This window comes from Kitasatospora sp. NPDC057512 (assembly GCF_042802135.1).
GTDB lineage: Bacteria > Actinomycetota > Actinomycetes > Streptomycetales > Streptomycetaceae > Kitasatospora.
The window spans coordinates 1-14,369 of record NZ_JBHVET010000139.1 but is presented as its reverse complement, the minus strand read 5'-3'; the positions used below and the strand labels follow the sequence as shown (position 1 = coordinate 14,369).

Annotated in this window: 11 protein-coding genes, 1 tRNA gene and 1 riboswitch; of the genes, 5 read left to right on the top strand and 7 right to left on the bottom strand. The window is 74.2% G+C overall.

What is annotated here, in order from left to right:
* Positions 1 to 221: 221 nt before the first annotated feature.
* The 6 genes from ACFU6K_RS12410 to ACFU6K_RS12385 all read right to left on the bottom strand — a co-directional run bounded on the left by ACFU6K_RS12410 (position 222) and on the right by ACFU6K_RS12385 (position 6,660).
* Positions 222 to 551 carry a hypothetical protein gene (locus ACFU6K_RS12410; protein ID WP_380662512.1) on the bottom strand — a complete coding sequence of 110 codons (330 nt, stop codon included), beginning with the start codon at positions 549 to 551 and terminating at the stop codon, positions 222 to 224.
* Between the two features lie 457 nt (positions 552 to 1,008).
* On the bottom strand, positions 1,009 to 2,373 hold the full coding sequence (locus ACFU6K_RS12405; RefSeq protein WP_380662511.1) for an FAD-binding oxidoreductase: 1,365 nt from the start codon (positions 2,371 to 2,373) through the stop codon (positions 1,009 to 1,011).
* Between the two features lie 128 nt (positions 2,374 to 2,501).
* On the bottom strand, positions 2,502 to 3,719 hold the full coding sequence (locus tag ACFU6K_RS12400) for an MFS transporter (protein WP_380662510.1): 1,218 nt from the start codon (positions 3,717 to 3,719) through the stop codon (positions 2,502 to 2,504).
* A gap of 45 nt (positions 3,720 to 3,764) precedes the next feature.
* Complete coding sequence (locus ACFU6K_RS12395; RefSeq protein WP_380662509.1) at positions 3,765 to 4,592, bottom strand: MerR family transcriptional regulator; 828 nt, start codon at positions 4,590 to 4,592, stop codon at positions 3,765 to 3,767.
* Between the two features lie 129 nt (positions 4,593 to 4,721).
* Positions 4,722 to 4,809 (bottom strand) — tRNA-Ser (locus ACFU6K_RS12390).
* Positions 4,810 to 4,872: 63 nt separating this feature from the next.
* A complete protein-coding gene (locus ACFU6K_RS12385; protein ID WP_380662508.1) occupies positions 4,873 to 6,660 on the bottom strand; it encodes a trypsin-like peptidase domain-containing protein in 1,788 nt (595 codons plus the stop codon).
* Positions 6,661 to 6,938: 278 nt separating this feature from the next.
* Positions 6,939 to 7,083: riboswitch (TPP riboswitch) on the top strand.
* On the opposite strand from ACFU6K_RS12385, the gene ACFU6K_RS12380 reads away from it, so the two are divergent.
* From ACFU6K_RS12380 to ACFU6K_RS12365, 4 genes are all read left to right on the top strand, one after another.
* Positions 7,076 to 8,494 carry a purine-cytosine permease family protein gene (locus tag ACFU6K_RS12380; protein ID WP_380662507.1) on the top strand — a complete coding sequence of 473 codons (1,419 nt, stop codon included), beginning with the start codon at positions 7,076 to 7,078 and terminating at the stop codon, positions 8,492 to 8,494. It overlaps the preceding riboswitch by 8 nt.
* A gap of 117 nt (positions 8,495 to 8,611) precedes the next feature.
* Positions 8,612 to 9,436, top strand: a complete 825-nt coding sequence (locus tag ACFU6K_RS12375; RefSeq protein WP_380662506.1) for a glycerophosphodiester phosphodiesterase — start codon at positions 8,612 to 8,614, stop codon at positions 9,434 to 9,436.
* Between the two features lie 252 nt (positions 9,437 to 9,688).
* A complete protein-coding gene (locus ACFU6K_RS12370; protein ID WP_380662505.1) occupies positions 9,689 to 10,273 on the top strand; it encodes an ATP-binding protein in 585 nt (194 codons plus the stop codon).
* Between the two features lie 69 nt (positions 10,274 to 10,342).
* Positions 10,343 to 11,326, top strand: coding sequence for a DUF5926 family protein (locus ACFU6K_RS12365; protein ID WP_380662504.1), 984 nt, complete (start codon positions 10,343 to 10,345; stop codon positions 11,324 to 11,326).
* A 275-nt stretch (positions 11,327 to 11,601) separates the two neighbouring features.
* Here ACFU6K_RS12365 and ACFU6K_RS12360 read toward each other — a convergent pair whose 3' ends face one another.
* Complete coding sequence (locus tag ACFU6K_RS12360) at positions 11,602 to 12,264, bottom strand: bifunctional DNA primase/polymerase (RefSeq protein ID WP_049655147.1); 663 nt, start codon at positions 12,262 to 12,264, stop codon at positions 11,602 to 11,604.
* 612 nt (positions 12,265 to 12,876) lie between these two features.
* Between ACFU6K_RS12360 and ACFU6K_RS12355 the strand changes: the two genes are divergently transcribed.
* Complete coding sequence (locus tag ACFU6K_RS12355; RefSeq protein ID WP_380662503.1) at positions 12,877 to 14,325, top strand: PP2C family protein-serine/threonine phosphatase; 1,449 nt, start codon at positions 12,877 to 12,879, stop codon at positions 14,323 to 14,325.
* Positions 14,326 to 14,369 lie beyond the last annotated feature (44 nt).

The window sequence follows — 14,369 nt, the reverse complement described above, 5'->3', positions numbered from 1 at the left end:
TGGCGGCACCGGCCACGAGACCGGTTTCGCGGTGACCCTTTCCGCCGGCCGGTCGTTGCGCTGTTCCCTCTGGTGGTGATGCGTTGGTGGTTCGGTGTCCGTTCCGGCCGTTCCGTTCCGGTCCGGGCCTGTCCGCGGCTGCTCAGCTCACCCGCGTCCACCCACGTCCGGCGCCCCCGCCTTCCGTGGTGCCCGGTGCCGTCACTCGGCCGTGCGGCCGGTCAGTTGAAGGTCGGGGCGACGACGACGTTGACGTCCTTGTTGCCCTGGCCTCCCTGGACGGTGCCGGTGTTGTCCTTCACCGCGACGGTGTTGTCCTGGTTCGAGGCGCCGGAGCCGGCGGCGGTCTGCTGGGTGGAGACGTAGTTGCCGTCGACCCCGCCGAACACGTTGCCGGAACCGGTGTCGGAGACCGCCCCGGCGTTGGAGGCGCCCTCGGCGCCCGCGCCGTCGTCGGCGGCGGCAGCCCCGGCACCGGCCAGCAGCAGGCCGGCCGCGAGCGGGCCGGCGAGTAGGAGCCCGGCTGTTCGACGGGGATGGGTGCGAGCCATGAATGCCTCCGAGAAGCTGCTTGTCGCGCAATGGTCGATCAGGGTGCGCAAGGTTCGTCGACCGGACGAACACCTACGGGCTGCGACGCCGGAAGACAGACTTCCGCAACAAATCGACAAAGCGCTAGCTCACACGGCGAATTTCGCCCGTTTGCGTGATATCCACCCGGGCCGCGCATGACAGCCGGGAAAACGGAAAACGCGGCGAGATACCCCGTCCGAGCTGGTACTTCACCCGGACGGCCGCTGGTCGCTGGTCGATCCGGAGGACGGCGCGGCACCGTCACACGATCCGCTGAGCGCACCACCCTGGCGCGGGCGAACCGCACGCGCGCCCCCGGAAAAGTTCGGTCACCCTCCCATGTCGACTTTCCCGGCCAGGAAAAGGCCGTCAGATGTCACACCACGACGGCAGCGGTTCGGACGTGCGGTCCCCGTCGAAATACTTCAGTGAAAATCAGATCATCTTGCCGGGATTCAGAATTCCCAGCGGATCGAAGACCGCCTTCAGCTGCCGTTGCAGGTCCAACGCCACCGGGCCCAGCTCACGGGCCAGCCAGTCCCGCTTCAGCAGCCCCACGCCGTGCTCCCCGGTGATCGTGCCGCCCAGCTCCAGCCCGAGCGCCATGATCTCATCGAAGGAACGCTGGGCCCGGGCCGTCTGCTGCTCGTCCGAGGCGTCGAAGATGACGATCGGGTGGGTGTTGCCGTCCCCGGCGTGACTGACCACCCCGATGGTCAGTCCGTGCCGCTCGGCGATCACCGCGACACCGTTCAGCATCTCCGCCAGCCGGGAGCGCGGCACGGCCACGTCGTCGATCATCGTGGTGCCCAGCCGGTCCAGCGCGGGCAGCGCCATCCGCCGGGCGGCCAGCAGCAGATCGGACTCCGCCTCGTCCTCGGCCGGCACCACCTCGGTCGCCCCGGCCTCCCGGCACAGCCGCGCGACCCTGGCCAGCTCGGCCACCCGGTCCGGCCCGTCGAAGGCCACCAGCAGCAGCGCCTGGGTGGACTCCGGCAGCCCCATCCGCCCCAACTCGTTGACGGCGCGCACCGAGACCGCGTCCATCAGCTCCATCAGCGACGGGGTCAGACCGCGCGCCATCACCTCGCAGACCGCCGCCCCGGCCGTGTCCGCGCTCGGGAACTCCGCCGCCAGCGCCAGCTGCGGGGCGGGCGCCGGCCGCAGCGACAGAACCGCCCGGACCACCACCCCGAGCGTCCCCTCCGAGCCGACGAACAGCCTGGTCAGGTCGTACCCGGCCACACCCTTCGCCGTCCGGCGGCCGGTGGACAGCAGCCGCCCGTCCGCCAGCACCACGTCCAGCCCGAGCACGTACTCGCTGGTGACGCCGTACTTCACGCAGCAGAGCCCACCGGCCCCGGTGCCGATGTTGCCGCCGATCGTGCAGGACTCCCAGCTGGACGGATCCGGCGGATACGAGAGGCCCAACTCCTCGACAGCACGGGACAGTTCGGCGTTCACCACACCGGGCTCGACCACCGCGATCCGGTTCACCGGATCGATCTCCAGGATCCGGTTCAGCTTCACCAGCGACAGCACGACGCAGCCGTCCACCGCGTTCGCCGCACCCGACAGCCCGGTCCGGGCGCCCTGCGGCACCACGGGGACGCGCAGCTCGGTCGCGGTGCGCAGCACGTGTCGCACCTGCTCGACCGTCTCCGGGAACACCACCACCGCGGGCTGCCCGGCCGCGCAGAAGCCCGCCATGTCGTGGCGGTACGCGGCGGTCACGTCCGGGTCCACCACCACGGACCCGTCCGGGAGGCCCTGCGCCAGTCGGTCCGTCAGATCACTCATCGCCGCCTCCACTCGCCGCCCGACCGCCTCCACCTCCGCACTCTGCCCGGACGGCAGGGGGCGGGCAAGTGGGCCGCGGGGGGAACGGGGAGCGGGACGGGCGGAGCGGAAGAGACGCCCGGGTGGGCTCAGGCCCGGCGGAGGGTCGGGGCGGCCAGGGCGGCGAGGCCGGCGGCAGCGGTGGCGAGGGCGCAGAGGAGGGTGGGCAGGGCGGCGCCCGCCGCGTCCGCGAGCAGGCCCAGCAGGGCGTTCGAGAGCACCAGGGCCAGGCTCTGGACGAGCGTCAGCAGGGCCTGGACCCGCGAGAGATGGGTCGGCGGCGCGCCGGTCAGCACCAGCGGGCCGAGGTGGCAGGCGAAGAGCCCCGAGCCGAGACCCGCCACCGTGCTGCCGGCCACCGCCGCCACCGGTCCCGCGGCCAGGGCCAGCAGCGCGGTCCCCGCCGACGCCGTACAGAGCCCGGCGGCCGCCCCCACGCCGGCCCGGGGCAGCGCGCCCCGCCGGGCGACCAGGACGGCCACCGCCAGCACCCCGGCCGCCTGCCCGCCGCCCACCAGTCCCGCCGTCCCGGCCGACCAGCCGTGCGCCCGGGCGAGCAGCGGACCGAGCAGCGACACCACCGGCAGCAGCGCCCCGGCCGCCGCACCGGTGAGCAGCAGCGCGGCCCGCAGCAGCGGGTCGGCCAGGGCGAGCCGGACGCCGGACGCGGCCTCGCGCAGCAGGCCGACCCGCGGACCGGACGGCCCGTCCGCCCCGGGGCGCACCCGCAGCAGGACCAGCAGCACGACCCCGAAGCTCACCGCGTCCGCGAGCGCCGCGCCGGGCAGCCCGCCGGCCGCGACCAGCAGGCCGCCGAGCGGCGCCCCGAGCAGGACGGCGCCCTGCCCGCCGGCCTGCCGCAGGGCGAGCGCCCGGGGCAGCCGGTCGGCGGGCACCAGCCGGCGCGGCATCGAACCGCTCGCCGGGAGGTGGAAGGCGTCGACCGTCCCGATCACGGCCGCCGCCGCGACCAGGAGCCAGAGCGGTGTGCCCCGGTCGGCCGCGACCAGCGCCAGCGCGGCGGTCGCGACCAGCATCACCGTGTCCCCGACGAGCATCACCCGACGGGCGCCGAACCGGTCCGCGACCGCGCCGCCCAGCAGGACCAGCGCGGTGCGCGGCACCGTGACCGCCGTCAGGACCAGCCCGGCCGCGCCGCCGCCGTGCGCGGAGGCGGCCCAGCCGAGGGCGAAGTACAGCGCGGCGTCGCCCAGCAGTCCGGCCTGGAGCCCGGCCAGCCAGAGCAGGTACGTCCGGGGCATCGCGGCCCGCGGACCGACGGTGGCAGTGGCGGTGGCAGTGGTCATGCCGGGCGACGGTAGGACCCTCGACCGGGTCGAGGGCAAACCCGGCTACCCGCGGACCACCGGCTCCTGCAGCTCGGTGACCCACCCCGCCGGGTCCTCCGGGCACTCCAGGTACAGCTCCCGGGCGTAGCCGGCCGAGCGGTAGCCGTTCTCCTCGATGAAGCGGGCCAGCTCCTGGCCCGCGCCCAGGACCTCGTCCATCGGGCCGCGGTGCACGATCGTCGCCGCCTCCCCGATCGGCGGCAGGTCGACCACCTCGAAGTCGTGCGCGCCCGCCCGCACCGACGGGCCGACCGGGACGGCCGCCCCGACCAGCACCGAGCCGTTGCCCTCCGGGGCGTCCTGGTAGTGGGCGACGGACGGGCCGGTCGCCTCGATCCCGGCCCCGGCCAGCCGTCGGCACAGCTCGGCGAACAGCGGCCCGATCACCGGCCCGATGTCCTCCGGCTCGTAACTCGCGGCCACACCGGTCAGTTGGGCCACCCGGACGGACGGCACCGGCTTCACCACGACATCCTGCACGGACATGGTCCCCTCGCTCTCGATCGTCCGGAGCCTCGCCTCCACCCGGGCCAGCCGCAGCTCGTCGGCCGCGATCGCCGCGGCGAGCTGGGCCCGCCGCAGCCGCAGCATCCCGCGCAGCTCGGCCGCGTCCACCTGCTCGTCCAGGACGGCCCGCACCTGCTGCAGGGTGAAGCCGAGCTCCTTGAGCGCGATCACCCGGTTGAGCCGGGCCAGTTGGGACGCCTCGTAGAAGCGGTAGCCGCTGACCGGGTCCACCCGGGCGGGCCGCAGCAGCCCGATCGCGTCGTAGTGGCGCAGCATCCGCACCGACACCCGGCCGTGGCTGGCGAAGTCTCCGATGTTCAACATGGTGCGACCACTCCACCCCCTGCCACCGTGTCAGGGTCAACCCCAACCCTCGACCGTGGCCCGGAAAACACCGAGGGCGGGTGCCGAGTGGTCTCGGCACCCGCCCTGAGCAGGTGGTTCTCCTACCGGCGGAGAGCGTGGGATTCGAACCCACGGTACGGGGTCACCGCACGACAGTTTTCAAGACTGTTCCCTTAGGCCGCTCGGGCAGCTCTCCAGGCGGAGGTCAGCCTAACGGGTCCGGCGGGGTTCGGTGCACACGTTTCGGTGCGGGCGGGGGTTACGGCTGGTCGCCCTCGCGCTGGCCGAGAGTGACCTTGGTGTTGAAGGTCTGGCCGTTGCGGGTGTACTCGACGTCGACGGTCTCGCCGGGCTTGTGCGTCCAGATCCGGCTGACCAGGGCGGGGCCGTTGTCGATCGGGACGCCGCCGAGCTTGGTGATGACGTCGCCCGGCTTGAGGCCGGCCTTGTCGGCCGCGCCGCCGGGGGTGACGGCGGGCTGGCCCTGGATGTCCTTGGTCTGGATCTGCGCGCCGTCGCCCTTGTAGTCGTCGTTGCGCAGCACGTCGAGCTTGGCGTAGACCGGCTTTCCGGTCTTGATCAGGGTGTCCGCGACCCACTTGGCCTGGTTGATCGGGATGGCGAAGCCCAGGCCGATGCTGCCGGCCCGGCCGTTGGCGGAGGCGTTGGACTGGATCGCCGAGTTGATGCCGATCACCGCGCCGCCTGAGTCGAGCAGCGGGCCGCCGGAGTTGCCGGGGTTGATCGAGGCGTCGGTCTGCAGGGCGTTCATGTACGAGGCCTGCGAGCCGGTGTCGTCACCGGAGGCCACCGGGCGGTCCTTGGCGCTGATGATGCCGCTGGTGACGGTGGACTCCAGGCCGTACGGCGCACCGATCGCGACGGTGGCGTCGCCGACGTTGACCTTGTCGGAGTCGGCCAGCGGCAGCGGGGCCAGCTTGCTCTTGGGCGGGTTGTCGATCTTGATCACGGCGACGTCGTAGCCCTCGGCGTGGCCCAGCACCGAGGCGCTGTAGGAGCTGCCGTCGGCGAACTTGACGGTCAGTTTGCCGCCGCTGAGGGTCGGCGCGACGACGTGGTTGTTGGTGAGGATGTGGCCCTCGGTGTCGAAGACGAAGCCGGTGCCGGTGCCCGACTCGCCGTTGCCCTGCGCCTTGATGGTGACGACGCTGGGCAGCGCCTTCTGCGCGATGGCGGCGATCGAGCCGGGGACGGGCTCGTTCTTCTGGGTGTCGCTGGCCTGGACGGTGGTGCTGCGGTGGTCGTTCGCGGAGCTGCTGCGGTCGGAACGGTCGGAGACGGACACGCCGAGCGCGCCGCCGGCCACACCGGCGACCAGCGCGACGGCCGCGATCAGGGCGACCAGGCCGCCGCGCTTCTTGCGCGGTCCGCCGGGGCCGCCCGGACCGCCGGGGTACTCCGCCGGGTAGCCGAGCGGGCCCGCCGGGCCGCCGGGGTAGCCGGCACCGCCGGAGGTGGAGTCGTGGGTGGGGCCCCAGCCGCCGAGCGGCTGGCCGGCCCCGAAGGGGTGGTGGCCGTGCGCGGCGGGGGCGGCCGGAGCGGCGCCGTACCCCTCGTGCGTGCCGGCGGCGGGGACGCCGTGGGTCGGGGTGGCGTACGGGTTGCCGGCCGGCGGCAGGGCCGGGGCGGCGGGCGCGGCGGCCGCCGGGGCCGCCGGGGCCGACGGGACGGGCGGCAGGACCGGCGGCGGCGCGTCGATGTAGCCGGTGGCCGGGTCGACGGCCGGCTCCTCGACGGCGGGCGCGGCGGGTGCCACGGGCTCGGCGGGTGCCTCCGGTGCGGGCACCTTGGTGAAGGCGACGGTGGGCTTGTGCCCGCCCCCGGCCGGGACCTCCTCGGCCGGAACGGCGTCGACGGACGGCGCCGCGTCGGAGGCGGCCGCCTCCGGCTCGGGCACCCGCCGGAACGCCATGGTCGGGTTGTGCCCGCCCTGAGCGGGGCCCGCGGAAGCGGACTCGGCCGCCCCCGGCCCGGCGGGCTGCTCCCCCTGCGGCCCGGTGGGCCCAACCTCGCGCTCGGTGCTCACGGACGACCTCCATAGCTGGCAGAACCAAGGACCATAGTTTTTCGCACTGTCGATTCGATTGCCGTAAGGACCCCTCTGAAGAACTCATAAGAATCCTTAGCCGGCACCGACACCGGCACTCGCGTCGGCACCGACACCCGTACCGACACCGGCTCCGACGCCTGTACCGACACCCGTACCGACGGCCGAGGCTCCCCTCCCCACCGGGCGTCCGCGATGCGGACCGCCCCGCCCTCGGCCTTGGGCGTTCGCACCCGCGCCGGTTAGCCTGTCGCTCCAAACTGACACGCGGGAGCTTGGACCCACCAGGCTGAGAGTGCGCATGTCGACCGTACGCCACACGAGTGACGGACGGTCGAGGGGGCGCTGACCGCCGGAACCTGTCCGGGTAATGCCGGCGTAGGGAGTATCGGCCATGCCGCCTGCTTCGCCATCCTCTTCTTCGGGTACGAACGCCTCCGACCCCGGCGCGGACGCCCCCGCGCCCGGCGCGACCGCCCTCCTGGAACGCGCCGATCACGTCGAAGCGCCCCTGGTCCTGGACACCCGACCGCCGCGCACGCTGCGCTTCCGGGACCACTTCGCGCTCTGGATGAACCTGGGCGTCAGCCTGATCGGCTTCTCCACCGCCGCCACCGTGCTCGGCGCCCCCGGCAGCGAGCTGTCGCTGGCCGCTGCGGTGACCGCGATCACGATCGGTACGGCGGTCGGCACCGCGATGCTCGCCGTGGCCGCGCTGATCGGCGCCCGCACCGGCGCCCCCGCGATGGCGAACCTGCGCGGACTGTTCGGCACCCGGCTGTCGTACCTGCCGACGGTGCTGAACATCGTGCAGTGCATCGGCTGGGGCGTCTTCGAGCTGCTGACCATCTCGGCGGGCGCGCAGACCGTCGCGCACACCACCGGCTACCGCTGGCTGTTCGTCCTGCTCGCGGGCGCGCTGACCACCGCGCTGACCATCTGGCCGCTGGGCTCGATCGCGGTGCTGCGCCGCTTCGTGGCCGGGGCGGTCGCGGTGGCGATGGTGTACTTCACCGTCCAGCTGGGCCGCCAGGGCGTGCCGGACCCGGGCGCGGGCAACTGGCACGGCTTCCTCGGCGCCACCGACGCGATGATCGCGGTGTCGGTCTCCTTCGTCCCGCTGGCCGCCGACTACACCCGGCACTCGCGCACCCCGCGCTCGGCGTTCTGGGGCAGCTTCTCCGGCTACACCGTCGCCCAGGTCTGGTGCTACGTGCTCGGCCTGATGGCGCTGCTGCAGTCGGACGGCGACCCGAACCGGATCTTCGACTCCTTCCTCGGGGTCTGGGCCGGCTGGCTGTTCCTGCTGGTGCTGGTGCTGCGCGAGACGGACCAGTCCTTCGCCAACGTGTACTCGACCGCGATGTCGGTGCAGAACCTGCTGCCGAAGGTGGACCGCCGGGTGCTCTCCGGCGCGATCGGCGTGCTGATCACCGTGCTGGCGCTGCAGATCGACGAGTTCACCGACACCTACTACGGCTTCCTCGGCCTGATCGGCTCGGTGTTCGTGCCGCTGCTGGCGGTGCTCGTGGTGGACTACTTCCTCGGCGCCGGCCGGCGCGGCTGGAACCTCTCCGCCGACGCGCCGTCCCGCTGGCTGATGCTGCTGCCGTGGGCCCTCGGCTTCGCGGTCTACCAGTTCATCGCGCCGACCAAGGTGGCGGACTGGTGGACGGACTTCTGGACCTCAGCCCAGGAGGCGCTGCACTTCACCCCGCAGGAGTGGACCTCGGCCTCGCTGTTCGCCTTCCTGGTGCCGGCCCTGGCCACCTGGGCGCTCACCCCGCTCGGCCGCCGCGCCGCCCGGGGCTGACGGAGCCGGGGGAGCGGAGGAAGCGGGGCCCGAGCGGGCCCCGCAGGTCCGCAGACGGCCCCACAGGTTGGGGCCGTCTTTGTCCGCGCTTCACCTCCGCCGCCTATCGTTGGGCCTGTGACCAGCCCAGACCTGTCCTCGGCGGCGGCGCGCACCGTGCCGCCCGTCCAGGTGATCGCCCACCGCGGTTCCTCCCACGCCCTGCCCGAGCACACCCTCGCGGCCTACCGGCGCGCGCTCGACGAGGGCGCGGACGCGCTGGAGTGCGACGTCCGGGTCACCGCCGACGGCGCGCTGGTCTGCGTGCACGACCGCCGGATCGGCCGGGTCTCCAACGGCCGGGGCACCGTTTCGGCCATGACCCTCGCCGAGCTGGAGGCGTACGACTTCGGCGCCTGGAAGACCGGCCGCCCCAGCACCGACCCGGAGCTGCGCGGCGTGCTGCGGCTGGAGCGGCTGCTGGAGCTGGTGGTGGAGTGCGGCCGCCCGGTGGACCTGGCGATCGAGACCAAGCACCCGGTGCGCTTCCGCGGCCGGGTGGAGGCCGAGCTGCTGCGGACCCTGGAGCGGTTCAAGATCGGTGCGACCCGGGAGGGCGACCGCCCGTCCGCCCGGATCATGAGCTTCTCCCCGGTCGCGCTGAACCGGGTGGCCGCCGCCGCGCCGCGGTACCGGCGGGTCTTCCTGTTCGAACGGACCCTGCCGCTGCTCGGCCGGCTCCGCGAGGGCTCGCCGCTGCCGGGCGGGGCGCGGATCGCCGGCCCGGGCATCGAGCTGGTGCGGGCCCGCCCGCAGCTGGTGACCCGGCTGCGCGAGCTCGGCCACGAGGTGCACGTGTGGACGGTGGACGAGCCGGCCGACGTCGAGCTCTGCCTGGAGCTCGGGGTGTCCGCGATCATCACCAACCGGCCCGCGGAGGTGCTGGCGCAGCTCGGCCGGTGATCCGCCGGTGATCCGCCGACGCACCGACCGCCGTACTCCTCCGATCCGATCACTCTGGTCGGCAGTCAAACCTTCCTCGCACGAAATTGCCGGAATTCTTGCATCCGGGCGACGGAGGGTGAGCGTGGAATGACCTGATGTCGACCGTCGGTCGCCGCACTCGAAATGGGCTCGCGGGATCGTCCGGTGTTCGTTTCCGACGCATTACCAAGGGGCATCTCTCCCTCGGCATACGCTGAAGGAGGTCCGGGGGTGGCGTTGATGGTGGCGCGTGAAGTGCCGACTTCATCGACCATGGCAGTGCCGCACGGCCCAGCGAGTGTCGGGGTCGCACGGCGCCGACTGCGTCGAGATCTGGGTGACCGGCAGATACCCGAACCGGTCATCGATGATGCTGTTCTGATCCTTTCCGAGCTGTTGAGCAACGCCTGTCGGTACGCCCGTCCGCTCGGCCCGCTGCCGGCCCTGGGCCGCAGCGCCCGGGCCGAGGTGCTCGGGCAGGTGCTGGTCGGCGTCCCCTCCGGGGCGAACGCCGCGCAGGGCGGCCGGGAGCCCGCCGAGGGTCCGGCCGAGCCGGCCGGCGGGGTGCTGGTCCGCTGGCAGATGCACGCCGACGGGGTGCTCACCCTGGAGGTCACGGACGGCGGGGCGGCCACCCGGCCGCTGCCCGCGAGTCCCTCGCTGACCTCGCGCGGCGGCCGCGGCCTGAGCATCGTCGACCAGCTGGCCAGCGACTGGGGCGTGCGCGACGCCCCCGGCGAGGTCACGGTCTGGGCGGCGCTGCCCGCCCGGGCCCGGCACGCCCGGCGCACCGGGGGCGATGCCCGTAGCGCGTGAGCCGGGCTCGGGGAATGTGTCGTTAGGCTTCCCGGGACACAGGACCACCGTTCCCGGGAGAGCCGCAGCATGGGCAAGAAGGCCGCCAAGAAGGCGCCGCAGCGCCAGTCCACCACCGCCGTCACGGGCGAGATCCCCGTGGTCGGGGCCCGCGAGGACTGCCCCTGCGGCTCGGGCCGCCGGTACAAGGCGTGTCACGGCCGGGAGGCCTCGCACGCGGTGCAGGAGCTGGTGCACCGCCCGTTCGAGGGCCTGCCGGGCGAGGCCGACTGGGTGGCGCTGCGCGAGCTGGTGCCCGCCGCCACGGTGCCGCTGACGCTGGCCGCCGGGGTGGCCGACGGCGCGACCGGTGACGTCCCGTCGGTGACCCTGGCCACCGTGCTGCCGCTGGCCTGGCCTGCCCTGCGCCGCCAGGACGGCTCGATCCTGCTCGGCCTGCAGACCCAGTCCGCCTCCGGCGACCTCAGCCGCGACCTCGCGGACGCCCTGGAGCTGGCCCTGGCCACCGAGCCGGGCAGCCCGGTGCCGGCCCGCCGGACCGTCCCGGGCGGGCGCCGCCTGCAGGACCTGCTGGACACCACCGCCGCGTTCACGCCCGCCGTGCACACCGGCTTCGAGTTCTGGCTGGAGGACGCCGAGGCCGCCACCGGCGAGGTCGCCGCCTCCCTGGAGCGCGCCAACGCCTCGGCCATCCCGACCGAGAAGCTCGCGAGCGTCGACTCCGCGTACTGGTGCGGCACCCCGGACAAGAACCACCTGCGCTGGGTGATGACCGTGCCCGAGGAGAAGCTGCTGGACGCGCTGGCCCGGCTGAACACCGCCGGCGAGGCCTCGCTCGGCCCGGACACCCGCCTGGTCGGCTCCTTCCGCGCGCACGGCCTGACCGTCCCGGTGTGGGACCTCCCGCTCGCGATGACCGCCGCCGACTGCGAGAAGCCGGCCGCCGAGTTCGCCGAGCGGCTCGCCGCCGTGCTCGCCGACGGGACCCCGCTGACCGCCGAGGAGCGGCGCACCCGCGCGAACCTGGTGAACCGTCAGGTCACCTTGAACTAAAGGGCGCAGGATCCGCGTGATACGCGTCACATTGTCGCGGTGAACGCGCAATTTCCGGGCGTGGAGGGCGTCTTGGAAATTGGCGCGGGCGCGGATCCTTGTTACTGTCTAAAGAGTCCGGCCGCTGGTGCATCCCCCGTCGCCAGCGGCCGGATCTTTTGTTTTTCCGGAGCGCCCCGCTCGGAGCCCCTGGACGGGCCCGGGCCGAGACCCGGGTGAGGCCCGGATCCGGGCCCGGCGGACGGTGTCGACAGCCCGTCCCGCTCCGGTGGCCCTCAGTAGGCCGAACGCCCGCTGTCCAGCCGGACCGTCGCCTCCACCAACTCCCCCAGCAGCGGCCCGACCTGCGGCAGCCAGACCCCGCCGCCGACGCCCGGTCGCGGCGCGAGCACCCAGCGCACCCTCCCCCAGCCTCCGGCTGAGGGGACCCCGACGGCCGCGCCGCCGGGCGGCAGCGGCAGGAAGCCGCCCGCCCCGTGGTAGCGCAACGAGCCCGGCACCCAAGGGAGTTGGGCCAGCATCTCGCCGAGCACGTCCAGCGAGTACGGGGCGACCAACAGCGCGTAGCGGCCCGGCATCGCCAGCACCGGGCCGAGCGGCAGCCGCAGCGCGCCCAGGTAGACCAGCGCCCGGGCGCCGGCCGCCGCGGGCAGGCTGACCGCCGAGACCGTGGAGCCGGTGGCGGCCAGCACCGGCGCGTCCGGGCTCTGCCGCTCCCACCACCAGCGCACCATCCGGGCGTCCGTGGTGGCGGCCAGCAGCGAGGGGTCGTGCGGGTGCGCGCCGGGGACGGTGCAGTCCAGGTCGCCGCAGGAGCAGCGGCCGTCGCGCAGCACGGCGCCCGGCACCACGGGCCAACGGTGGTCGACGGCGGCCGTCAGGGCCGCGGCCAGCCGGGCGGAACGATCCTCCGACCGGTCTTTCGGGTTCTCACGCATGGCGCTCGTTCCTTTCCCTGACCGCTCGGTTCGCTCCGCTCCGCCGGCGTCCGTCGGGATCCTCCGCACGGACCGGCCGCGGCACGGACCCGGGCGGCGCGGCGCGGGGCGGGCGGCACGGCGGACGGCGCGGCACGACGTGGAGCAGGTGTGGAGTACGACGTGAAAGGGCCGCGCGGGGCACAGCCCTTGGAACGAGAATCCCGTACGCGACCGGATGGACGCCGCCCGGGCGCGCTTGGTTCCACCGTACGAGTGAGAGAGTTCCGGCCGACCCGGCTCGCGGGCGGCACGGACATACGATCCGGACGGCCGCCCGGGCCGTCCTCCCGGTTCTGCCCGTTCCCGGCCCGCTCCATGCCTCCCGGCCGAGCGGCGCGCGCATACCCCGCGCGCCCCCCGACCGGGTCGCGATCGATGTGGAACGGGCCACCGCGTCGTCCTGGATCTGGACATGCCCCGAATGGCCTGTGTAGAAGTGGTGGCATTGCTGTCGATCAATGACGAGTAGTAGCGAATCGAGGCGAAACACGCCCTTTGGCCGTGCTCGCTCCACATTGGCCGTACCTGGGGGTTTCGCATGGCACGTAGCACCGCGTCAGGAGTGACGGCATGAACGAGTCCCACCCGTCGACGGCCCTCCCGACGACGACCGCCGAGCCTGTCGAACCCGGCTGCGCGGGCGGGCTCACCGTCCTCGACCTGCCGGACCTCCCCGGCCCCGTCGACGCCCCGGACGGCACGGCGGACGGCCGCACGGCGTCGTCCGCCGCGGTGCAGGACCGTTTGGCCGGACGTCTGTCCGATATCACCAGCCTGTACGAACACACCGAGCGGCTCGCCCGCGCCCGCGGCCTGGCCGCCACCCTGGACACCGTCCTCGCCTCCGGCGCCGCCCTGCTCGGCGCCCGGCGCGGCATGCTGGTCACCCGGCGGCCCGGCGGCGGGCCCGGACAGCCGGTCGGCCACGGCCTCGACCGCGCCAGCCTCGGCGCCCTGGAGACCGTCCCGACCGAGCAGAGCCTGCTGGCCCGGCTGCTGCGCGAACGGGACCGGCCCGCCCAGCTGCACTCCCACGACCTCGCCGAGGACCCGGCCACCGGCGCCCGGCTGCGCGAACTCGCCGTCCACCTCGGCCTCGGCGGCGCCTACGGCCTGCCGCTCGCCACCGAGGAGGACGGCCCGCTCGCCGCCGCCCTCTGGTTCTACGACGAGCCCGCCGGACCCACCGACTGCCAGCGCGAACTGGCCCGCCACTACTGCGAGATCGCCGCCCCGCTGCTCGCCAAGCAGCTGGAGGCGGACCGGATCTCGCGCACCACCGAGGCGCTGCGCCGCGGCCTGCTGCCGGACCGGCTCCCCCGGGCCGCCGGGCTGCGGCTGGCCGCCCGGCTCGTCCCCGCCGGGCTGGAGCGCTCCACCGGCAGCGACTGGTACGACGCGATCCCGCTGCCCGACGGCACCATCGGCCTCACCGTCGGCTCCGTCTCCGGCGACGGCCCCGGCGCGGGCCCCGGCTCCGCCCCCGGCGCGGCCGCCGCGATGGGCCGGGTCCGGGCCGCGCTGCGGGCGTACGCGGTGCTGGAGGGCGAGGACCCGGTCTCCGTCCTGGGGGACCTGGAGCTGCTGCTCAAGACCACCGAGCCGACCCGCACCGCCACCGCCGTCTACGCCTGGATCGAGCCCGAGGAGCGCCGGATCACCCTGGCCGGCGCCGGGCACTGCCCGCCCGTCCTGGTCGGCCGGCACGGCGCCGAGTTCGTGGAGACCTCGCTCTCCGCCCCGCTCGGCATGCTGGCCTGCTGGGAGGCCCCCGGGGTGGAGTTCGTCGCCGAGCGCGGCGACACCCTGCTGCTCTACACCGAGGGCCTGGCCCGCCGCTGCGGCCCGACCCTGCACGCCGGGCAGGCCAACCTGCGCCGGGCCGCCGCCGACGCCCCGCGCGACGTGCGGATCGACCCGGACCGGCTCTGCGCCCACCTGCTGGCCGTCTGCCCGGACCCGGAGGCCGCGGGCACGGCCACCGACGACCTGATGCTGCTGGCGGCCCGCTTCGAGTGACGGTTCGAGCCCGGAACGAACGGGCGGCCGGGCGTCCGTACCAT

What these genes read in the sequence shown, in the direction of transcription:
- ACFU6K_RS12410 (WP_380662512.1), bottom strand. Translation starts at nt 551, where the DNA reads ATGGCTCGCACCCATCCCCGTCGAACAGCCGGGCTCCTACTCGCCGGC.
- ACFU6K_RS12395 (WP_380662509.1), bottom strand. Translation starts at nt 4,592, where the DNA reads ATGTTGAACATCGGAGACTTCGCCAGCCACGGCCGGGTGTCGGTGCGG.
- ACFU6K_RS12400 (WP_380662510.1), bottom strand. Translation starts at nt 3,719, where the DNA reads ATGACCACTGCCACCGCCACTGCCACCGTCGGTCCGCGGGCCGCGATG.
- ACFU6K_RS12360 (WP_049655147.1), bottom strand. Translation starts at nt 12,264, where the DNA reads ATGCGTGAGAACCCGAAAGACCGGTCGGAGGATCGTTCCGCCCGGCTG.
- ACFU6K_RS12365 (WP_380662504.1), top strand. Translation starts at nt 10,343, where the DNA reads ATGGGCAAGAAGGCCGCCAAGAAGGCGCCGCAGCGCCAGTCCACCACC.
- ACFU6K_RS12355 (WP_380662503.1), top strand. Translation starts at nt 12,877, where the DNA reads ATGAACGAGTCCCACCCGTCGACGGCCCTCCCGACGACGACCGCCGAG.
- ACFU6K_RS12380 (WP_380662507.1), top strand. Translation starts at nt 7,076, where the DNA reads ATGCCGCCTGCTTCGCCATCCTCTTCTTCGGGTACGAACGCCTCCGAC.
- ACFU6K_RS12405 (WP_380662511.1), bottom strand. Translation starts at nt 2,373, where the DNA reads ATGAGTGATCTGACGGACCGACTGGCGCAGGGCCTCCCGGACGGGTCC.